This window comes from Streptomyces sp. TLI_105, assembly GCF_900105415.1.
Lineage (GTDB): Bacteria > Actinomycetota > Actinomycetes > Streptomycetales > Streptomycetaceae > Streptomyces.
This window is the reverse complement of the sequence record NZ_FNSM01000001.1, coordinates 1419528-1435953: the sequence shown is the minus strand read 5'-3', so window position 1 is coordinate 1435953 and position 16426 is coordinate 1419528. Positions and strand designations below refer to the sequence as shown.

Here is a 16426-nt window from a genome sequence, read left to right as displayed (position 1 = left end):
TTTTGTCGTGCCTTACCCGAACTCCCTCCGGAAGGACCCCTGATGTCCCGTACCCGCATAGCCCTCGTGGCCTCCGCCGCCATCGTCCTGGCGGCGACTGCCTGCGCACCTCAGCCTCAGGGCACCCCTGGAGCAGCCGGCTCCGGCGGCCCCGACTGCACGACCGACAGCCCCGGCCTCCACAAGCGCGGCCAGTTGACCGTCGCGACGGATTCCCCCGCCTATGAGCCGTGGTTCGACAGCAACACCCCTTCCAACGGCAAGGGCTTCGAGAGCGCGGTGGCCTACGCGGTGGCCGGCAAGCTGGGCTTCGACCGTGACCAGGTGAAATGGGTCGTCGAACCCTTCGCCCATTCGTACGCACCCGGCGCGAAGGGCTTCGACTTCGACATCAACCAGATCTCCATCACCCCGCAGCGCGCGAAAGCCGTCGATTTCTCCTCCAGCTACTACACGGCCAACCAGGCCGTCCTGACCCTGGACAAGTCGAAATTCGCCAACGCGGCGTCTCTGAGTGCGCTGAAGGACGCCAAGATCGGCGTACAGGTGGCCACGACCAGCTACCAGGCCGTACTCGACCAGCTCAAGCCCTCGCGTCAGCCGAGCGTCTTCAACACCACCAAGGACGAGGTCACCGCACTGACGAACGGGCAGATCGACGCGATCGTCACCGACCTGCCCACCGTGTTCTACCTGGCCGGGGCGGAGCTGGACAACGGCAAGATCATCGGCCAGTTCGGCTACGCGGGCGGCACCCCCGAGGAGTTCGGACTGCTCCTGCCGAAGAACAGCGGGTACACCTCGTGCGTGAACCAGGCCCTGAGCGCGCTCAAGACCGACGGAACTCTCGCCAAGCTCACCACGCAATGGCTGTCCGCCTCGGCGAACGTCCCCGAGCTGAAGCCGTAGCGGGGCCGACCGTGGACCTCACGAAAACAGCCGTGTCGCCGCCACCGGACGACACCTACCAGCCCAGCGAGATCGAGCGGGAACGGCAGCGCTTCCGTCGCTCCCGCAAACGCCGCCACACCTGGATCTCCTTCCTGTGCACCCTCTTCGCTCTGGTGGCACTCGGAGTGGCGGCGGTCGCCTCGCCGGGCTGGGAGCGCGTCGACAGCCTGTTCCTCGACGGCGCCGAGCTCCGGGCCGCCTTCCCCGAACTGCTGCGCGGCTTCTGGCTCAACATCCAGATGTTCCTCATCGCCGAGGTGCTGATCCTCGTCCTGGGGCTGCTCATCGCCCTCGTACGCGTGACCAAGGCGCCGGGCCTGCAGCCGCTGAGGCTCGCCGCGACCGTCTACGTGGACGTCTTCCGCGGCGTACCGACCCTGCTGCTGGTCTTCCTCGTCGGGTTCGGGCTGCCGGCCCTGCAACTGCAGGGCACCCCCTCGGAGCCCTGGGTCCTCGGCGTGATCGCCCTGGTCCTCTCCTACGCCGCCTACGTCGGGGAGGTGCTGCGGGCGGGACTGAACTCGGTACACCCCGCGCAGCGGAACGCCGCGCGGGCCCTCGGCCTCAACGGACGGCAGACCCTGCGGCACGTCATCCTGCCCCAGGCGGTGCGCAACGTGCTCCCGCCCCTGCTCAACGACTTCATCGCCCTGCAGAAGGACACCGCGCTGGTCGCCGTCCTCGGCCCGCTCGAGGTGCTGCGAGCGGCACAGATCAAGGCGGACTACGACTTCAACTACACCCCGTACCTGGGAGCGGCTGTCTTGTTCATCGCGGTGACCATCCCGTTGACCCGCTTCGCCGACCGGCTCCAGCGGCGAGCGGCCCAGCGCACCTGGGCGGAGGCGGGCCGATGAGCAGGCCACTGCTGCGCATCCGCGGGCTTCGCAAGCAGTACGGATCCCGCCTGGTCCTGCGATCGATCGACCTGGACGTCGCGGAGCACCAGGTCGTCTGCCTCATCGGCGGTTCGGGCTCGGGCAAGTCGACCCTGCTGCGGTGCGTGGACCTGCTGGAGGTCGTCGACGACGGCACCGTCCACCTGGGCGAGAGCGAACTGACCGACCCCCGCCTCGACCCCGACGTCGCCCGCAGGCGGATCGGCATCGTCTTCCAGGCCTACAACCTGTTCCCGCACCTGAGCGTGCTGGACAACATCACGCTCGCGCCCCGCCAGGTCCACGGCGTCCCGCGCAAGCAGGCCGAGGCGTCGGCCCGCGAACTGCTGGCCCGCCTCGGACTCGCGGACAAGGCGCGGGAACACCCCGACCGGCTGTCCGGCGGCCAGCAGCAGCGCGCCGCGATCGCCCGCGCACTGGCCACCGAGCCGGAGCTGCTGCTCTTCGACGAGATCACCTCGGCCCTCGACCCCGAACTGGTGGGTGAGGTCCTGGACGTCGTCGCGGACCTCAAGCAGCGCGGCCTGACCATCCTGATGGCCACGCACGAGATGGACTTCGCCCGACAGGTCGCGGACCGGGTCTGCTTCCTGGAGGACGGCGTGATCGTGGAGCAGGGCACCGCGGAGCAAGTGCTCACCGCTCCGCGGGAGGCGGCCACCCAGCGCTTCCTCGCGCGGGCCCTCAACCGCTCCTAGCCGAGTCGACGGCGGCGCCGAACCACGTGGCCAGCTGACGGGCCAGCTCCCGCTGATCGTCACCGACCCAGGCCACGTGGCCGTCCGGCCGCAGCAGTACGGCGGGCGCGTCGAGTTCCTCGCTGACGTCGACGACATCGACGACGTGGTCGACGCGCTCCGCCCAGCCCTCCACCGAGAGCCGGCCGGTCCGGTCGAGCAGCAGTCCGCGGCCGCCGTGCGTCAGCTCGTACAGGCGCCCCCGCTTCAGCCCGACGTCCCGCAGTCGCCGCCCGAGCAGTGGGTGGCCCCCGCCGAAGTCGTAGCGGACCCCGATCGCGGTGATCTGCTCGATCAGGTACCGGTTCACGTCCTCGAAGTCCATCAGTTCCGACACCAGCCGGCGCACTGCTCGGGGGCCCGGTTCGTCGGACTGCAGCTCGACCTGCGCGCGGGTGATGTCCAGGACGGCGGCGCCCACGGGGTGCCGCTCGGTCTGGTACGAGTCGAGGAGTCCCTCCGGCGCCCAGCCCACGACCTCGGCGGCCAGCTTCCAACCGAGGTTGAACGCGTCCTGGATGCCGAGGTTGAGGCCCTGACCGCCGTGCGGCGGATGGATGTGCGCCGCGTCGCCGGCCAGCAGCACCCGGCCGACCCGGTAGCGCTCGGCTCGCCGGGGAAGTCGACGCCGAGCAGCTTGCGCACCGTACTGCGGCCGCCGTCACAGCCGACGAGGTAGCGCGAGCGCAGCCGCGTACCGTCCGACAGCTCGACGGTCACCCCGTCCTCGTCCTGGCTCAGTCCGACCAGCGCGCGTCCGCGCCGGACCTCGGCGCCGAGCTCGACGGCGTGCTCGGTCAGCAGACGGTCGGTCGCGGTCTGCGGGATGCCGAGAATGTAGGAATGCGCGGTGTCCAGCCGGTCCGGCGGGGGCTTCCGGATGCCCGCGAAGGAGCCACCGAGCGGGTACTGCTTGCCGAGCGCGAGGAACCGATCCAGCAGGCCGCGCTGGTCCATCACCTCGATGCTGCGCGCGTGCAGGCCTCGCGCCCGTACGACCTTCGTCGGCTCCGCGTCCTTCTCCAGGACGAGTGCGTCCACGCCGTGCAGCCGCAACTCGCCCGCCAGCATCATGCCGGTCGGTCCGCCGCCGACCACGATCACGTCAATCATCAGGCCACCCATGAGGCAACACGACTACGCCACACACGCGGGCACCGCAACTTCGGTGGGGCAGCGCCTCGCCCCCCGGCGATGCGGCCGCGGGGGGGGGGGGGCGTCCATGGGTGGGGGCCTCCGTTCAAGGCCACCTCGGCTGTCGAGACCTCGTAGCCACCTGGCGGCGCACAGAGCGGGTCACCATCAGCATGGCGAAGTGCCGGATATCGCGGATTACTCCAGGCCGAGGTCCGGCCGAGACGGTCACCAGCACTGGACACGCCCAGCACTGCTGTAGGGCGGGAACATGGCGGCAGGGTGGTCGAGCACCAGGTGCGGCCCCAGCGGCCGGCCGCCGGGACGGCAGAAGACCAGCCCGGTCATGGATCGCCGAGGTCGCCGCGGAGAGTCGGGCGGCCTCCTCTGCGGTATCGGGCTCCGCAGGGACCGCAGCCTCGGACCACGCTGAAGCTCGAGCGGTCGCCCTCCGCATCGCCCTCCCGAGGGCGATGGTCGGCCGGCAGGGGCCACGCACTCTAGGAGAGGGTCCGGCCGGCAGCGGGCAGGACCTGTTCGGCCCAGATGACCTTGCCCTCCGGTGTATACCGAGTGCCCCAGTGTTCGCTGATCTGTGCCACCAGGAACAGTCCACGGCCTCCCTCGTCCATGCCGGCCGCGTACCGCAGGTGCGGGGCGGTACTGCTGCTGTCCCCCACCTCGCAGGTCAAGGTGCGATCGCGCAGAAGACGCACGTGAACCGGCGCCGCGCCGTACCTTATGGCGTTGGTGATGAGCTCGCTGAGGATCAGTTCCGTGCTGAAGGCGAGTTCCTCCAGGCCCCACTCTTCGAGCTGCTCAGCCGCGCGGCTGCGCATGGCGCCGACCTCGCTCGGGTCGAACGGAACGTCCCACTGGGCGACCCGGCCGGGCCCCAGGGTGCGTGTCCGGGCGATGAGCAGCGCGATGTCGTCGGACGGCTGACTGGGAAGCAGGGCGTCCAGTACGGCGCGGCGGCTGGCGTTCGGGTCCCGGCCGGGGTGGCTCAGTGCCGTGCGCAGCCTTTCCACGCCCTCTGCGATGTCCCGGCTCCGCTCCTCGACCAGCCCGTCGGTGTACAGGACGAGCTGACTGCCCTCCGCCAGGCGCAGTTCCATGGTCTCGAACGGCATCCCTCCCAGCCCCAGCGGGGGGCCGGCCGGCAGTTCCGAGACCGTCGTCGTGCCGTCCGGGGCGACCACGAGCGGTGGCATGTGTCCGGCCCGTGCCATGGTGCAGTTCTGGGAGACCGGGTCGTAGACGGCATACAGGCAGGTCGCGCCCAGAACGCCGCCGTCGGGGGCGGTCCTGTCGCCTTCCTGGTCCATGCGCTGGACGAGGTTGTCGAGACGGGCGAGGAGTTCGTCGGGCGGCAGGTCCAGGGAGGAGAAGTTGTGCACGGCCGTGCGCAGCCGCCCCATGGTGGCGGCGGCGTGCAGGCCGTGCCCGACGACGTCTCCGACGACGAGCCCGACGCGGCTTCCCGGCAGCGGGATCACGTCGAACCAGTCCCCGCCCACTCCGGACTGGGCGGGCTGGTAGAAATGCGCGACATCCACGGCACTCTGCTCGGGCAGATCCTGTGGCAGCAGGCTGCGCTGGAGCGTCACGGCGAGATGGTGTTCGCGCGTGTAGCGGCGGGCGTTGTCCATGGTGACCGCGGCGCGGCCGACGAGCTCCTCCGCCAAGGACAGGTCGTCCTCGTCGAACGGTTCCGGCTTCTGCGACCGCCAGAAGTTGACCACCCCCAGCACGACGCCCCTGGCCTTCAGCGGAGCGGCGATGAGCGAGTGGATCCCGTAGTCGACGATCGCCGATGTCCGGCGCGGGTCCTGGGCGTGCCAGCCCGGCGCGTCACGCAGATCGGGTACGAGTTCGGCTGCGCCCGTGCCGTAACCGCGGGCCTGTGGCGTGGACGGCAGGAAGTCGATCAGAGTGCCGAGCGGGTACAGCGGGTGATCGGAGCGGATGCCGTTGACCGCCGTGCGCCGCATGTCGGCGCCCGGGCCGGGCTCGTCGCCGTTCAGCACCGAGTCGGCCAGGTCGACCGTCACGAAGTCCGCGAACCGGGGGACGGCGACGTCGGCCAGCTCCTCCGCGGTCCGCACCACGTCGAGCGTGGTGCCGATGTCACCCCCGGCGTCGTAGAGCAGCTTGAGCCGTCTGCGGGCCGTTTCCGCCCGGCTGCTCAGGAGCTGCATCTCGGTGGAGTCGCGGATGGTGACCGCCGAGCCCTGCGGGCGGCCCCCGGGTCGGGTGGGCCGCTGATTGACGACGAGCAGCCGGTCCCCGGCCTCCAGCACCTCGTCGGTGGCGATCCGGCCGGACAGCAGCAGGTCCGCCATCCGGTGGTCCATGCCGACCTCGTCGACGGGGCGCCCTTCGGCGTCGTCCGGCAGGTCGAGCAGCCTTCCGGCCTCGTCGTTCGCCAGGAGCAGGCGTCCTTCGCCGTCGGTGATCAGCACCCCTTCGCGGACGGCGTGGAGCACCGCGTCGTGGTGCTCGTACATGCGGGTCATCTCCTGCGTGCCGAGCCCGTGGGTCTGGCGGCGGAGTCTTCGGCTGATCAGCGCCGTGCCGACGGTGGCCAGCGCCAGGCCGCCGGCGATGGACAGGAGGATGACCGGAAGCTGTCGGTTGGCGATGCCGGTCACGCTCTTCACCGTCAGACCCGCCGCGACGAGGCCGACGACATCGCCTTCGGGCGAGTTGACCGGCACGATCGCCTGGATCTCCTTGCCGAGCGGTCCCTGCACGCTCTCGGTGTGCACCCGGCCGGCGAGCGAGGGCTCGATCGTGCCGACGAACCGCTCGCCGATGCGATCGGGCTGAGGGTGGCTGTAGCGGATGCCGTGGGTGTCCATCACCACGATGAAGTCCACCCCTGCGGCCTTGCGCGTCTCCTCGGCGAGAGGCTGCAGAACCGAGGACGGGTCAGGCGTCTTCAGCGCTTCCCGCAGGCCCAGGGACTTCGCGAAGGTCTGCGCCACGGAGACCGACCGGTTGCGCGCCTCTCGGTCGATGTCGTGCCGCGACTGCAGCAGCAGGGCCAGCAGGGCCCCGGCGGCGAGCAGCACCACGATCGCCACCTGAAGGACGAAGACCTGCCCGGCGACGCTTCCGAATCTTCTGCCTAGGCTCGACCGCACCGGTACGCCGGACACGAGAGACAAGACGGGCTCACAACCCCAGTTGTAACACCTCCCCGAGGCCAGGTCTTCCGGTGCTCACCGTACGTGTCGGGGCCGCCTCACAGGGTCTCCGCTCCCGAGGGGCCGCGGGGACGGGCGACCAGGTAGGGGTGCTCCTTGTCCCCGGCGGGACGTTGCGTCCGGTCCAGCGCGGGAAGGCGGGGACCGGCTTCCGGGGGGCGGGGCGGGGCAGGGGGGTGCCTCCGCCTTCCCGCGGCCGGCGAGAGACGGGCGGCGCGGGGCACCGCGGCCCGGCCCGGGACCGGTCACTGGACATCACCTCTTCCTGTACGGCAGTCGCTCCGGACCGATCGCGACGGCCGAGGCCCTGTCGTGCTGCGAGACGACGACGGAACCGCCTCAGGCCACTGCGTCGGGCCGGCGACCGCGACCGCGCGGCGAGCGCGATGTCCAAGGGGTCGCCGTCCCGGAGACCTCCCGGCTCGGGCTCGCCGATGGAGTTCCGGGCCTGTTGGGGCGTCGACTACGGCTTCGGGTTCCCCAGGGCCCACAGGAGGGGCATGCCGGCCGGGATGCACACCAAGGACAGCCGCAACCCCAGGCGCGCACAAGCGGAGCCCAGGGGATACGGGGTCATGAGCCGGTACGTGCTGGGGGAGGCCAACGAGTCGCACGGCGGCGGCGACACAGGGGAGCCGGTGGCCAAGGTTCCCGTCGAAGGCGGAGAGGAAGCGACCAATGCCCGGGCCGAGGAGATGAGCCGTACCTCGTTGAGCGGCGACTTGCCCGAGGAAGAGGGATGTCTCGTGTTCCGTACGTCCCCGACGAGCCGGCTCGTGGAGAAGCCCCGCTCGGTACGGCATGAACGCTCCGCCGACCCCACCAAGCACACCCCGCACCTGCGCATCTGCGTCGCCGAGCTGGTGCTCGCGCGGGAGCCTGACCATCCCCCGAGAAGCGTTGGCTACGCAGGCGAGCGACGTCTTCGAGGGCGTCGTCGCCGTCCGCGTCGCGCGGCGCGTGTGCCGGCCGCGCCGGTCCGACACCACCGCAAGACCGCACGCCGCGATCTCTGATGGCCTACGACCGTGATCACATCGGAATGACCCGTCCAGGGATTTTGGGACCCACCCGACTCGGGGGAACCGCCAGGGGGCCCGGCACACTCTGGGTGTTGTAGAACCTTCTACAAAGGATGACGCGCCCATGATCACGCTGACCAAGGAAGACGGCCCGGCAGACCTGGACGGAGTGACCCACCTGTCCATAGGGGCCTCCTGGGACCCCACCGCCGGCAGTTCCGGCGGAGTGCTGGGCAAGCTGCGCCGCAAGACCGGCACCGACCTCGACCTGATCGCCGTCGCGATGCAGGGCGGCGACCCGGTGCGCCTCGCGGGGCTCGACTCGCTCGACCCCATGGGCAACGGCTCGCTGGTCCACAGCGGCGACAACCAGACCGGGCACGGTGACGGTGACGACGAGACGGTCACCGTCGAGTTCGCCCGCGTTCCGCCCAACATCACGTCGATCGTCTTCGTCGCCGCCGCGTACAAGAAGGGAAGCTCCTTCCAGAAGGCGCGCAACATCAGCTTCAAGGTCTACGACGCGACCGGGGGCAGCTCCCAGCAGGTCGCCGACATCTGGCCCAGTCTGCTGACCCAGGACAACGGCTGCGCGGTGGCCAAGGCGATGCGCGTCGGTGACGCGTGGAAGCTCGAAGTGATCAATGTGACGGGGAAGATCAAGCAAGGGGACGAGCACGCCCTGATGCGTTTCGCGGTCAGCAAGTAAGAGGTACGGGGGTTGTGGTGAGCCAGGTGCTCTATGGCGAGCGGTCGTGGAATCCGCTGGCGCGGACGGTCGAGCTGACCGAGGAACAGCTGCGCAGGGGCGGCAGGATCACGCCACTGAGCGAGCTGAACCTGGGGGCCATGGCGGAGGTCTATCAGCGCGGGAACTGGCTCGGTGGCGGAGGGGCCGAGCGCCCGCTGGAGCGGCTGGCCCAGGGCGCCGGGGTCGTACCGGTGACCCGCGTCACCGGCACCAGCACGCCGGTGAGAGTGCGGCAGGCCGCTGACTTCGCCCGGGAGCTGGGCGAGTTGGCCGTGCGGCTGAGCGGCGGGCCGGAGGGTGTGCACGCTCTGGCCGTCCGAGCCTGGACCGAAGGCGTCCCGCTGTGGATCGCACGGCGGTACGCGGCGGGTCCCGCGGGGCCGATCGCCGCTGCCGTGGACCGGCGCCTGGTGCGTGTGGACGTCTGGGGGCCGCAGGCTCCGGTCGTGCGGATCCGGGCGCCGCACGGCTTCCACGGCGACTCCGGCGACCCGGCCAAGGGGCTGTGTCTGACCATCGGCGACGTCACCGCCCACCTCAGGCTGACGAAGAAGCTGCGCAAGTCGAAGAGTTCCGTGGAAGTGGACCTGTCGGGGCGGCGATGGCTGCTGCGGCGATCCACCGCGACGAGTTCGTGGTTGCTGCGTGACGAACAGCGCGTCGCCCTGCTGACGCGGCCACCGCGCCGGCCCGCGGTCGAGCCGGGTTCGATCCTGCTGCCGCTCGCCCCCGTGCGCTACGAGAGCCCGGATCCGCTGGACGCGGTCATGGCCCAGGTCTTCGCCGTCGCCTTCGGCCTCGGGGACACGACGGGCCTGGCGCGGTTCCGGTCGCAGCGGCGCCAAACCGACGGCGGTGAGCCGGTGGTCACTGACGGGGACTGGGACCGCTCCTGGTTCAGCAACCTGGGCAGCGGCGGCGACGACAACGAGCCCGGAGGCGGGGACGGCTGGGGCTCGGACGGCGGCGACTCGGGCGACTCCGGCGGGGGCGATGGCGGAGGAGACGGTGGGGGCGGGGACGGCGGAGGCGATTAGCCGGCCGCACCACGGCTGGCCGTGTAGGTGAGTTCCGGGTTCTGGAAACACCTGAGTCCTTGCTTCGGGCCCATGGTTGCGCTCTGCACGACGAGGGCGCCGGGGTGCTGCCGAAGCCCGAGGTCGATCTGTGCGCGGCGATCCGCCGTGACGCGAAGGCCGGCCTGCCGCTGCGTGCGGTCATACGGAGTACGGCGTCGGCTACGAGACCGCGCAGAGGGCACTGGTGGCGGAGCTGCCGGAACCGCGGACGAAGACGCGGCCACGGGAAGCGCGGCCGGCCCCTTCAGGCCGGCGATCGACGGCATCCGCACGGCCGATCTGACCGCAGCGCGGGAGCAGTTCCCCACGGCGAGGAGGATCTACGACCGGCTGCTGGATGAGCGTCGGTCCCCGGAGTCCGGCAGGTGCCTGCCCGGCGAGGCAGGGCGTCCAGCTGCGGAACGGGCGGGCGCCGGGCAGAGGCCCGGCGCCCGCCCAGGGGCTTACCAGTCCGTGGCCGTGATGCCGAAGCTCTGGTTGGCGCCGTAGTGGCACGTCCACAGTCGCGCGGGAGCGCCCGCCTGCTGGCTCCAGTCGGCTATCTCCAGGCACTTGCCCTGGGCGTACGAGTAGTCCATGGCGAGCAAGGACTGGCCGGAGAAGACCTGGTTGAGGCCCCAGTGGCAGTCCCACTGGTTGGCGGTCGCACCGTTGTTGCGTGCCCAGCCGCCGATCTCCAGGCACTTGCCGCTGTGGACGTTCACGTAGTAGTACTCCCCGACGGGCAGGTCCGTCGAGGAGTAGCGGTGCCACTTCTGGTTGGCGCCACCGGTGCAGGGCCACTGGCGAACGGCCGCGCCGTTCGCCGTGCTCCAGTCCGCCACCTCAAGACACTGGCCGGAGTGGTCCGCGCGGATCTCGACGGTGGAGAGGTAATAGAGGGACGACGCGGCCTGGGCCGGAGCGGCCGAGAGGCCGAAGACGAGACCGAGGGACGCGGCAACAAGAAGGAGCCCGTGCCGGGCACGGGCGAACGCGGTGAGTTTCATGGTCCTCTGCAATCGATAAGGGAGATCCGGCGAACGGCCGGAAATCGCCGTTCATGATCGCACAAATTTGCGACGTAACTGATGCTCTATAAGGCCTACTTGAGACGTTGCACGTCGTAGGTTCCGCCGATCCGGCGGAACCCGATCCCTCCGCCCCTCTGCCCGGCGAGCACCCATGAGCGGCCCCGATCAAAGCCCTCCAAAGCCCTCGTCCGCGCCGTCCGGGCCGGAGCGGACCGCATCCAGGGGTCCCTCTCGGATGCCTTGGCCGGCCGGACGGGCCGGTACTCGGCGATCGAGCAGAGGTGACTGAAGTACAGGGGGCGTAAGGCGATCGTGACGCTGACGGACGGTCCTCGTGGGCCTGACGCGAGACACGGGTCAGCGGGCGTTCCCAGAACTCGGCGCCCTTCAGAGCCAGTTCGGCATCAGGTGATGCCGAACCCGACCGACATCCGTTGCCGCCCGTAGGTGGACTGCCTGATCACCGAACCTTGTCGTGAGTTCCTGGGCGCTGTGTACGGGGTGGGCGGCGTGGTTCATGATGGGCCCGCCATGCCGTGGACGAGCCGCCCCCGCTCCGCGCGTCGCCCCGGCGGGGAGCCGGACGGCGACGTGCCGGGCCGGGTTGTCCGCGCGGGACTGTTCAGCGGCGTCAGTACGGGTCTGGCTGTTACGGGGCATCACCTGGCGTCCGGGCACGCCGCGTCCTGGACGGCCGGCCTGCCGGGCGGTGTGCTCCTCTTTCTGGGCGCGCTCCGGATCGTGGGTCGCCCGGCTGAGCTGCCCGCCACGATGGCGGCGACAGCGGGTGCGCAGGCGCTGCTGCACTTCTGGTTCAACTGGGCCGACGGTCCAGCCGCGCACCACGCGCACCACGCGCACGCGTCGCACGGCAGCGACGCCGTCTGGCACGCCGGGCACCACGGCATGTCGATGAGCGTGGCGCACCTCGTGGCGGCCCTGCTGGTGGCGTGGCTGATGCAGCGCGCCGACGTGGCCGTGCGTGGTGCCGTCACAGCAGCCGCGCACCGCCTTGCCGACGCCGTCACCGAACTCCTGGTACGGCTCCTCTCGCCAAGGCGCTTCCTGCCGGCTGCGCCCGCGGACCGCCACGTACGCCCCCGGACGCGGTCGCGTGCGTACCCATCCGTGGTGCTGCTGGCCCACGTCGTGGTGCGCCGGGGGCCACCGGTCGGACGACTCGTCACCGTCTGACCGAGGGCGTGCTCCGGCATGCCCGCACACCCCACACACCACGGAGTAGACCGTGTACCGCACTCTCCGGGCCCGTGCCCCGTTCGTCGCGGCTGCGACGCTCGCCGCCTCGCTCGCGATGACCACCTCCGCCTTCGCCCACGTCGAGGTCGAGGCCGAGAACCCCCGGGCGCTCGCCGAGAACGTCGAGCTGTCCTTCAACGCCGAATCCGAATCGCCGACGGCCGGCATCGCCAAGCTGGAGGTCGTCCTGCCCGAAGGGATCAAGCCCTCCGACGTCGCTTACAAGAGCGGCCCGGCCGGCTGGCGGCTCACTCCCACCGATCGTGGCTACGCCGTCTCCGGCCCCGCCGTCGCGGCCGGCGAGGACGCCGCCTACAAGGTCGTGATCCGGCAGCTGCCCGACGCCAAGTCGCTGGCGTTCAAGACGCTGCAGACCTACAGCGACGGCCGTGTGGACCGTTGGATCGAGCTGGAGAAGTCCCACGGGGACGGCGGCCACTCGGGCAGCCCGGCTCCCGTCCTTGAGCTCGGCCCGGCCGCGCCGGGGGCCGAGCCGGTCGCCCCGAGCACCGCGCCGGCCACGACGCCCATCCCCACCGCGGCCCCCACGAGCGCGGCGCCGACCACCCCTGCCGCGTCCGACGCCAAGGCCGGGGAGGGGGCTTCGGAGGCGGAAGACTCCTCGCCGAACACCCTTCTCATGATCGTGGGCGTCGCCGTCCTGGCCTTGGCCACGGCCGGCGTCCTGCTGTGGAACCGGCGACGTGACCGCGCGGACGGCTGATCGCGCCCTGCGGTGAGGAAGGGGTGTGCCGCCGACCGGCGGCACACCCCTTCCACGAAGGCGGCCCTGTTCAGTCGAGCGGGGCCGCCCCGCGGTGCTTCAGCATGTCGGTCATCAGGCCGATCTCCTCGCGCTGCCCGGCGACCGTGCCCTCCGCGAGCCGGACGAGGAGCGGGTCGCGGCGCTCCTGGCCGCGGCGCCCGGCGCGTACTGCCCGGACCGGTACGCCAACCCCGACGACGTCGCCGCGTGCCGGCCGCTGCGGGCGCAGTTCGCGTCCTTCGATCCGGCCGCCCGGCTGCTGAGGGTGAACCAGTTCGGCATCAACCTGGGCTTCTCCATGCTGATGCCCACCTCGCCGACCATCTTTCCCCCGGTCTGCGGGATGCCGACCTGGACCGTCGGCCTCGTCCTGGGCGTGCGCAACCTCTCCCGGCAGGGCATGTTCCTCATCGGCGGCACCCTCGTCGACCGCTACGGCCGCAACCCGATGATCCCGGGCGGCTGCGCCCTGCGAACCGTCGCCTTCGTCCTCCTCGGCGCCGCACAGTCCCCGCCCGTCCTGCCGTACGCAGGAGCGGGGCCGATGGGCGTGGCGGTCGGGGCCACCGCTCTCGTGCTGCGCGCGGTGCTGTTGGCCTGGGGCGGGGCGGCCCCCTCACCCGCGCCGAAGCCGAAGCGGCGACGTCGGCCTGAGCGCCCCCTGGACGGGCGCCGTGACCCCTTCGCTCAGCGCTGCTCGGCCGTGGCCGGGGCGGCGAGCTCGACGGGGAGGTCGCGGGTGCCCGTGCGCAGGTGCTCGACGTGGTAGAGCGCCTGGTCGAGAAGCTCGGCGACGTGGTTGTCGTACAGCGCGTAGACGATCGAGCGGCCGTGGCGTTCGCCGGTCACCAGGCCGAGGTTGCGCAGCAGGCGGAGCTGGTGGGAACAGGCCGAGGGCTCCATGCCGACGTCGGCGGCGAGGTCGCCGACCGACGAAGGTCCCTCGCGGAGGCGCGCCAGGATGTAGAGCCGCGAGGGCGTGGCGAGGGCCTGGAGGGTCGCGGCGACGTCGGTCGCGCCGACCGTGTCGAGGCGTTCGCGGGTGGTGGCGCTGTTGGAGTTCGTTCCGTGGCCCATGCGACCATGATACGGACGAGACATGAAGAGCTGTTCAGATGTTCTTGTATGGTGGGTGGGTCGCCCCATCCGCCCGTGAAGGGTTGCTTTGTCATGTCTTCTGTCCTGGAACGGCCGTCGACGGCCGCCGCCGGACCGCGCCCCGTCCCGCCGCGGCGGCGCACCCGGATCCTGGCGCTGCCCGAGGCCCGCTGGGCGCTCGCGGCCCTGGTGCTGTTCCTGGCCGCCCTCCCGCTCCACCTGCTGGACGCCCCGGCATGGCTGTGGGGCCCGCTGTTCGCGGCCGTGTACGTGACCGGAGGCTGGGAGCCGGGCTGGGAGGGCCTGAAGGCCCTCAAGGACAAGGCCCTGGATGTGGACCTGCTGATGGTGGTCGCGGCCCTCGGCGCCGCCGCGATCGGCCAGGTTCTGGACGGCGCGCTGCTGATCGTCATCTTCGCCACCTCCGGCGCCCTGGAGGCCGTCGCCACCGCCCGTACCGCCGACTCCGTACGCGGCCTGCTCGACCTGGCTCCGGAGACGGCGACCCGGCTCGCGGACGACGGCACGGAGGAGACCGTCCCGGCCGACTCCCTCGCCGTGGGCGACGTCGTCCTCGTACGGCCCGGAGAGCGCGTCGGCGCCGACGGCCGGGTGCTCGACGGCGCGAGCGACGTCGACCAGGCCACCATCACCGGTGAGCCGCTGCCCGTGGCCAAGCAGCCCGGCGACGAGGTGTTCGCCGGCACCCTGAACGGCTCCGGTGCCCTGCGGGTGAAGGTCGAGCGCGACCCGTCGGAGTCGGTGATCGCCCGGATCGTGGCGATGGTCGAGGAAGCGGCGGGGACGAAGGCGCCGACCCAGCTGTTCATCGAGAAGGTCGAGCAGCGCTACAGCCTCGGCATGGTCGCCGCCACCCTGCTGGTCTTCGTGATCCCGCTGCTCATGGGCGCGGATCTGCAGTCCACGCTGCTGCGCGCGATGACCTTCATGATCGTCGCCTCGCCGTGCGCCGTCGTCCTGGCCACGATGCCGCCGCTGCTGTCCGCGATGGCCAACGCCGGCCGCCACGGCGTGCTGGTGAAGTCCGCCGTCGTCATGGAACGCCTGGGACAGGTCGACGCGGTGGCGCTCGACAAGACCGGCACCCTCACCGAGGGCACCCCGCGCCTGACCGACCTGCGTCCGCTCGACGGCTCCGGCTCCGGTTCCGGCTCCGGTTCCGGTTCCGGTCTCGACGAGGACGGACTCCTGCGTCTCGCGGCGGCGGCCGAGCACTCCAGCGAACACCCCCTGGCCCGCGCCGTCGTGGACGCCGCCCGCGCCCGCGACCTGGACCTGCCCACGGCTTCGGACTTCTCCTCCGCTCCCGGCACGGGTGTCACTGCGACGGTCGACGGTCACGCCGTCACGGTCGGCAGCCCCGCCCGCCTCCTCGACGACCCCGCCCACCCGGCCGCCGTCCTGGCCGCCGCACTGGAGGAGGAGGGCCGCACCGCCGTCGTGGTCACCCTCGACGGCCGCCCGGCCGGCGTCCTCGGGATCGCCGACCGGCTCCGCCCCGAGGCCGCCACGGCCACCCGCGCCCTGGCCGAACTGACCGGCCGCGCCCCGGTCCTGGTGACCGGCGACAACCCGCGCGCCGCCGCCCGGCTCGCCGCCGAGGTCGGCATCACCGACGTACGGGCCGGCCTCCTGCCCCAGGACAAGGTCGCCGCCGTCCACGAACTCCAGAACGGCGGCGCCAAGGTCCTGGTGGTCGGCGACGGCGTCAACGACGCCCCGGCCCTCGCCGCCGCCCACACCGGCATCGCCATGGGCCGGGCCGGCTCCGACCTCGCCCTGGAGACCGCCGACGCCGTCGTCGTCCGCGACGAACTCGCCACCATCCCCACCGTGGTGAACCTCTCCCGCCGCGCCCGCTCGCTGGTGATCCAGAACCTCGTCATCGCGGGTGCCTTCATCGCCGTCCTGGCCGTCTGGGACCTGGTCGGCACCCTGCCCCTGCCGCTGGGCGTCGCCGGACACGAGGGCTCCACCGTCCTCGTCGGTCTCAACGGCCTGCGCCTCCTCGCCGACGGCGCCTGGCGGCGCGCCCGCCCGGACGTGCGATGAGCCGCCGCACGGGCAAGCGGAAGGAGGCCGCCGCCCCCGCTCGGGCAGGGGCGGCGGCCTGCGCGGTGACGGTGTGCCGGGGCTGCTGCTGCGGCACATCCAAGATCCCCGGGGTCGACCACGCCGCACGACTCGCGGCCCTGCGCCGTGCGATGCCGGCGGGGGCACAGGTCCGGGTCACCGGCTGCCTGGACTCCTGCGAGCAGGCCGACGTCATCGTCGTCCAGCCCTCCGCCGCCGGACGCGCGGCGGGCGGCCGGCCGGTCTGGCTCGGCCTGGTCGACGACGAGGACGCCGCCGGGCACGTCGCCGCCTGGATCGAGGCCGGCGGCCCCGGCCTCGCGGACCCGCCGGGCGTCCTCGACCTCTACGCCTTCAGACCCTCCCGCCGCGTCCGCGCCGAACTGCCCGACGGGTAGGGCACCGGGCGACCC

At 71.7% G+C, this 16426-nt stretch carries 14 protein-coding genes and 1 pseudogene; 11 read left to right on the top strand and 4 right to left on the bottom strand.

Annotation, left to right across the window (positions count from 1 at the left end; genetic code table 11):
* Nucleotides 1-42 precede the first annotated feature (42 nt).
* Genes BLW86_RS06500 through BLW86_RS06490 form a run of 3 tightly spaced genes read left to right on the top strand, consistent with a single transcriptional unit; the run spans nucleotide 43 to nucleotide 2548 of the window.
* On the top strand, nucleotides 43-909 hold the full coding sequence (locus BLW86_RS06500; protein WP_093873126.1) for an ABC transporter substrate-binding protein: 867 nt from the start codon (nucleotides 43-45) through the stop codon (nucleotides 907-909).
* A 32-nt stretch (nucleotides 910-941) separates the two neighbouring features.
* Nucleotides 942-1808, top strand: a complete 867-nt coding sequence (locus tag BLW86_RS06495) for an amino acid ABC transporter permease (protein ID WP_177181576.1) — start codon at nucleotides 942-944, stop codon at nucleotides 1806-1808.
* On the top strand, nucleotides 1805-2548 hold the full coding sequence (locus BLW86_RS06490) for an amino acid ABC transporter ATP-binding protein (RefSeq protein ID WP_093873125.1): 744 nt from the start codon (nucleotides 1805-1807) through the stop codon (nucleotides 2546-2548). Before BLW86_RS06495 ends, BLW86_RS06490 begins: the two co-directional genes overlap by 4 nt.
* Here BLW86_RS06490 and BLW86_RS06485 read toward each other — a convergent pair.
* Together BLW86_RS06485 and BLW86_RS06480 are read right to left on the bottom strand one after the other, a co-directional pair.
* Nucleotides 2535-3700, bottom strand: a pseudogene (locus BLW86_RS06485) (FAD-dependent monooxygenase). The gene BLW86_RS06490 and the pseudogene BLW86_RS06485 overlap by 14 nt on opposite strands.
* A 521-nt stretch (nucleotides 3701-4221) precedes the next feature.
* Nucleotides 4222-6810 (bottom strand): SpoIIE family protein phosphatase, encoded by a 2589-nt coding sequence (locus tag BLW86_RS06480; RefSeq protein WP_177181575.1) that lies wholly within the window; start codon nucleotides 6808-6810, stop codon nucleotides 4222-4224.
* Between the two features lie 698 nt (nucleotides 6811-7508).
* On the opposite strand from BLW86_RS06480, the gene BLW86_RS06475 reads away from it, so the two are divergent.
* The 3 genes from BLW86_RS06475 (at nucleotide 7509) to BLW86_RS06465 (ending at nucleotide 9743) form a co-directional block, all read left to right on the top strand.
* A complete protein-coding gene (locus BLW86_RS06475; protein WP_143060231.1) occupies nucleotides 7509-7949 on the top strand; it encodes a hypothetical protein in 441 nt (146 codons plus the stop codon).
* Between the two features lie 130 nt (nucleotides 7950-8079).
* Nucleotides 8080-8664 (top strand): TerD family protein, encoded by a 585-nt coding sequence (locus tag BLW86_RS06470; protein WP_093873123.1) that lies wholly within the window; start codon nucleotides 8080-8082, stop codon nucleotides 8662-8664.
* Nucleotides 8665-8681: 17 nt separating this feature from the next.
* A complete protein-coding gene (locus tag BLW86_RS06465) occupies nucleotides 8682-9743 on the top strand; it encodes a hypothetical protein (RefSeq protein ID WP_093878528.1) in 1062 nt (353 codons plus the stop codon).
* A gap of 485 nt (nucleotides 9744-10228) precedes the next feature.
* Here BLW86_RS06465 and BLW86_RS06460 read toward each other — a convergent pair whose 3' ends face one another.
* Nucleotides 10229-10774, bottom strand: a complete 546-nt coding sequence (locus BLW86_RS06460; RefSeq protein ID WP_093873122.1) for an RICIN domain-containing protein — start codon at nucleotides 10772-10774, stop codon at nucleotides 10229-10231.
* Between the two features lie 555 nt (nucleotides 10775-11329).
* Between BLW86_RS06460 and BLW86_RS06455 the strand changes: the two genes are divergently transcribed.
* The 3 genes from BLW86_RS06455 to BLW86_RS43985 all read left to right on the top strand — a co-directional run bounded on the left by BLW86_RS06455 (nucleotide 11330) and on the right by BLW86_RS43985 (nucleotide 13590).
* A complete protein-coding gene (locus tag BLW86_RS06455) occupies nucleotides 11330-11992 on the top strand; it encodes a hypothetical protein (protein ID WP_093873121.1) in 663 nt (220 codons plus the stop codon).
* A gap of 52 nt (nucleotides 11993-12044) precedes the next feature.
* Nucleotides 12045-12779, top strand: a complete 735-nt coding sequence (locus BLW86_RS06450) for a DUF1775 domain-containing protein (RefSeq protein ID WP_256341240.1) — start codon at nucleotides 12045-12047, stop codon at nucleotides 12777-12779.
* Between the two features lie 94 nt (nucleotides 12780-12873).
* Entirely contained in the window at nucleotides 12874-13590 is a 717-nt protein-coding gene (locus BLW86_RS43985; RefSeq protein ID WP_093873120.1) for an MFS transporter, read from the top strand.
* Here BLW86_RS43985 and BLW86_RS06440 read toward each other — a convergent pair.
* Nucleotides 13509-13898, bottom strand: coding sequence for an ArsR/SmtB family transcription factor (locus tag BLW86_RS06440; protein WP_093873119.1), 390 nt, complete (start codon nucleotides 13896-13898; stop codon nucleotides 13509-13511). The two genes, BLW86_RS43985 and BLW86_RS06440, sit on opposite strands and share 82 nt — an antisense overlap.
* A 93-nt stretch (nucleotides 13899-13991) precedes the next feature.
* On the opposite strand from BLW86_RS06440, the gene BLW86_RS06435 reads away from it, so the two are divergent.
* On the top strand, nucleotides 13992-15992 hold the full coding sequence (locus BLW86_RS06435) for a heavy metal translocating P-type ATPase (protein WP_093873118.1): 2001 nt from the start codon (nucleotides 13992-13994) through the stop codon (nucleotides 15990-15992).
* The gene (locus BLW86_RS06430) at nucleotides 15989-16411 is read left to right on the top strand and encodes a hypothetical protein (RefSeq protein ID WP_093873117.1); all 423 of its coding nucleotides are present in this window, start codon (nucleotides 15989-15991) and stop codon (nucleotides 16409-16411) included. The genes BLW86_RS06435 and BLW86_RS06430 overlap by 4 nt, the downstream gene beginning before the upstream one ends.
* The last annotated feature ends 15 nt before the right edge of the window (nucleotides 16412-16426 follow it).

Excerpts from the sequence above, each read along its gene's own strand:
- BLW86_RS06500 (WP_093873126.1), top strand. The coding sequence starts at position 43 with ATGTCCCGTACCCGCATAGCCCTCGTGGCCTCCGCCGCCATCGTCCTG.
- BLW86_RS06490 (WP_093873125.1), top strand. The coding sequence starts at position 1,805 with ATGAGCAGGCCACTGCTGCGCATCCGCGGGCTTCGCAAGCAGTACGGA.
- BLW86_RS06475 (WP_143060231.1), top strand. The coding sequence starts at position 7,509 with ATGAGCCGGTACGTGCTGGGGGAGGCCAACGAGTCGCACGGCGGCGGC.
- BLW86_RS06470 (WP_093873123.1), top strand. The coding sequence starts at position 8,080 with ATGATCACGCTGACCAAGGAAGACGGCCCGGCAGACCTGGACGGAGTG.
- BLW86_RS06460 (WP_093873122.1), bottom strand. The coding sequence starts at position 10,774 with ATGAAACTCACCGCGTTCGCCCGTGCCCGGCACGGGCTCCTTCTTGTT.
- BLW86_RS06455 (WP_093873121.1), top strand. The coding sequence starts at position 11,330 with ATGCCGTGGACGAGCCGCCCCCGCTCCGCGCGTCGCCCCGGCGGGGAG.
- BLW86_RS06440 (WP_093873119.1), bottom strand. The coding sequence starts at position 13,898 with ATGGGCCACGGAACGAACTCCAACAGCGCCACCACCCGCGAACGCCTC.
- BLW86_RS06435 (WP_093873118.1), top strand. The coding sequence starts at position 13,992 with ATGTCTTCTGTCCTGGAACGGCCGTCGACGGCCGCCGCCGGACCGCGC.
- BLW86_RS06430 (WP_093873117.1), top strand. The coding sequence starts at position 15,989 with ATGAGCCGCCGCACGGGCAAGCGGAAGGAGGCCGCCGCCCCCGCTCGG.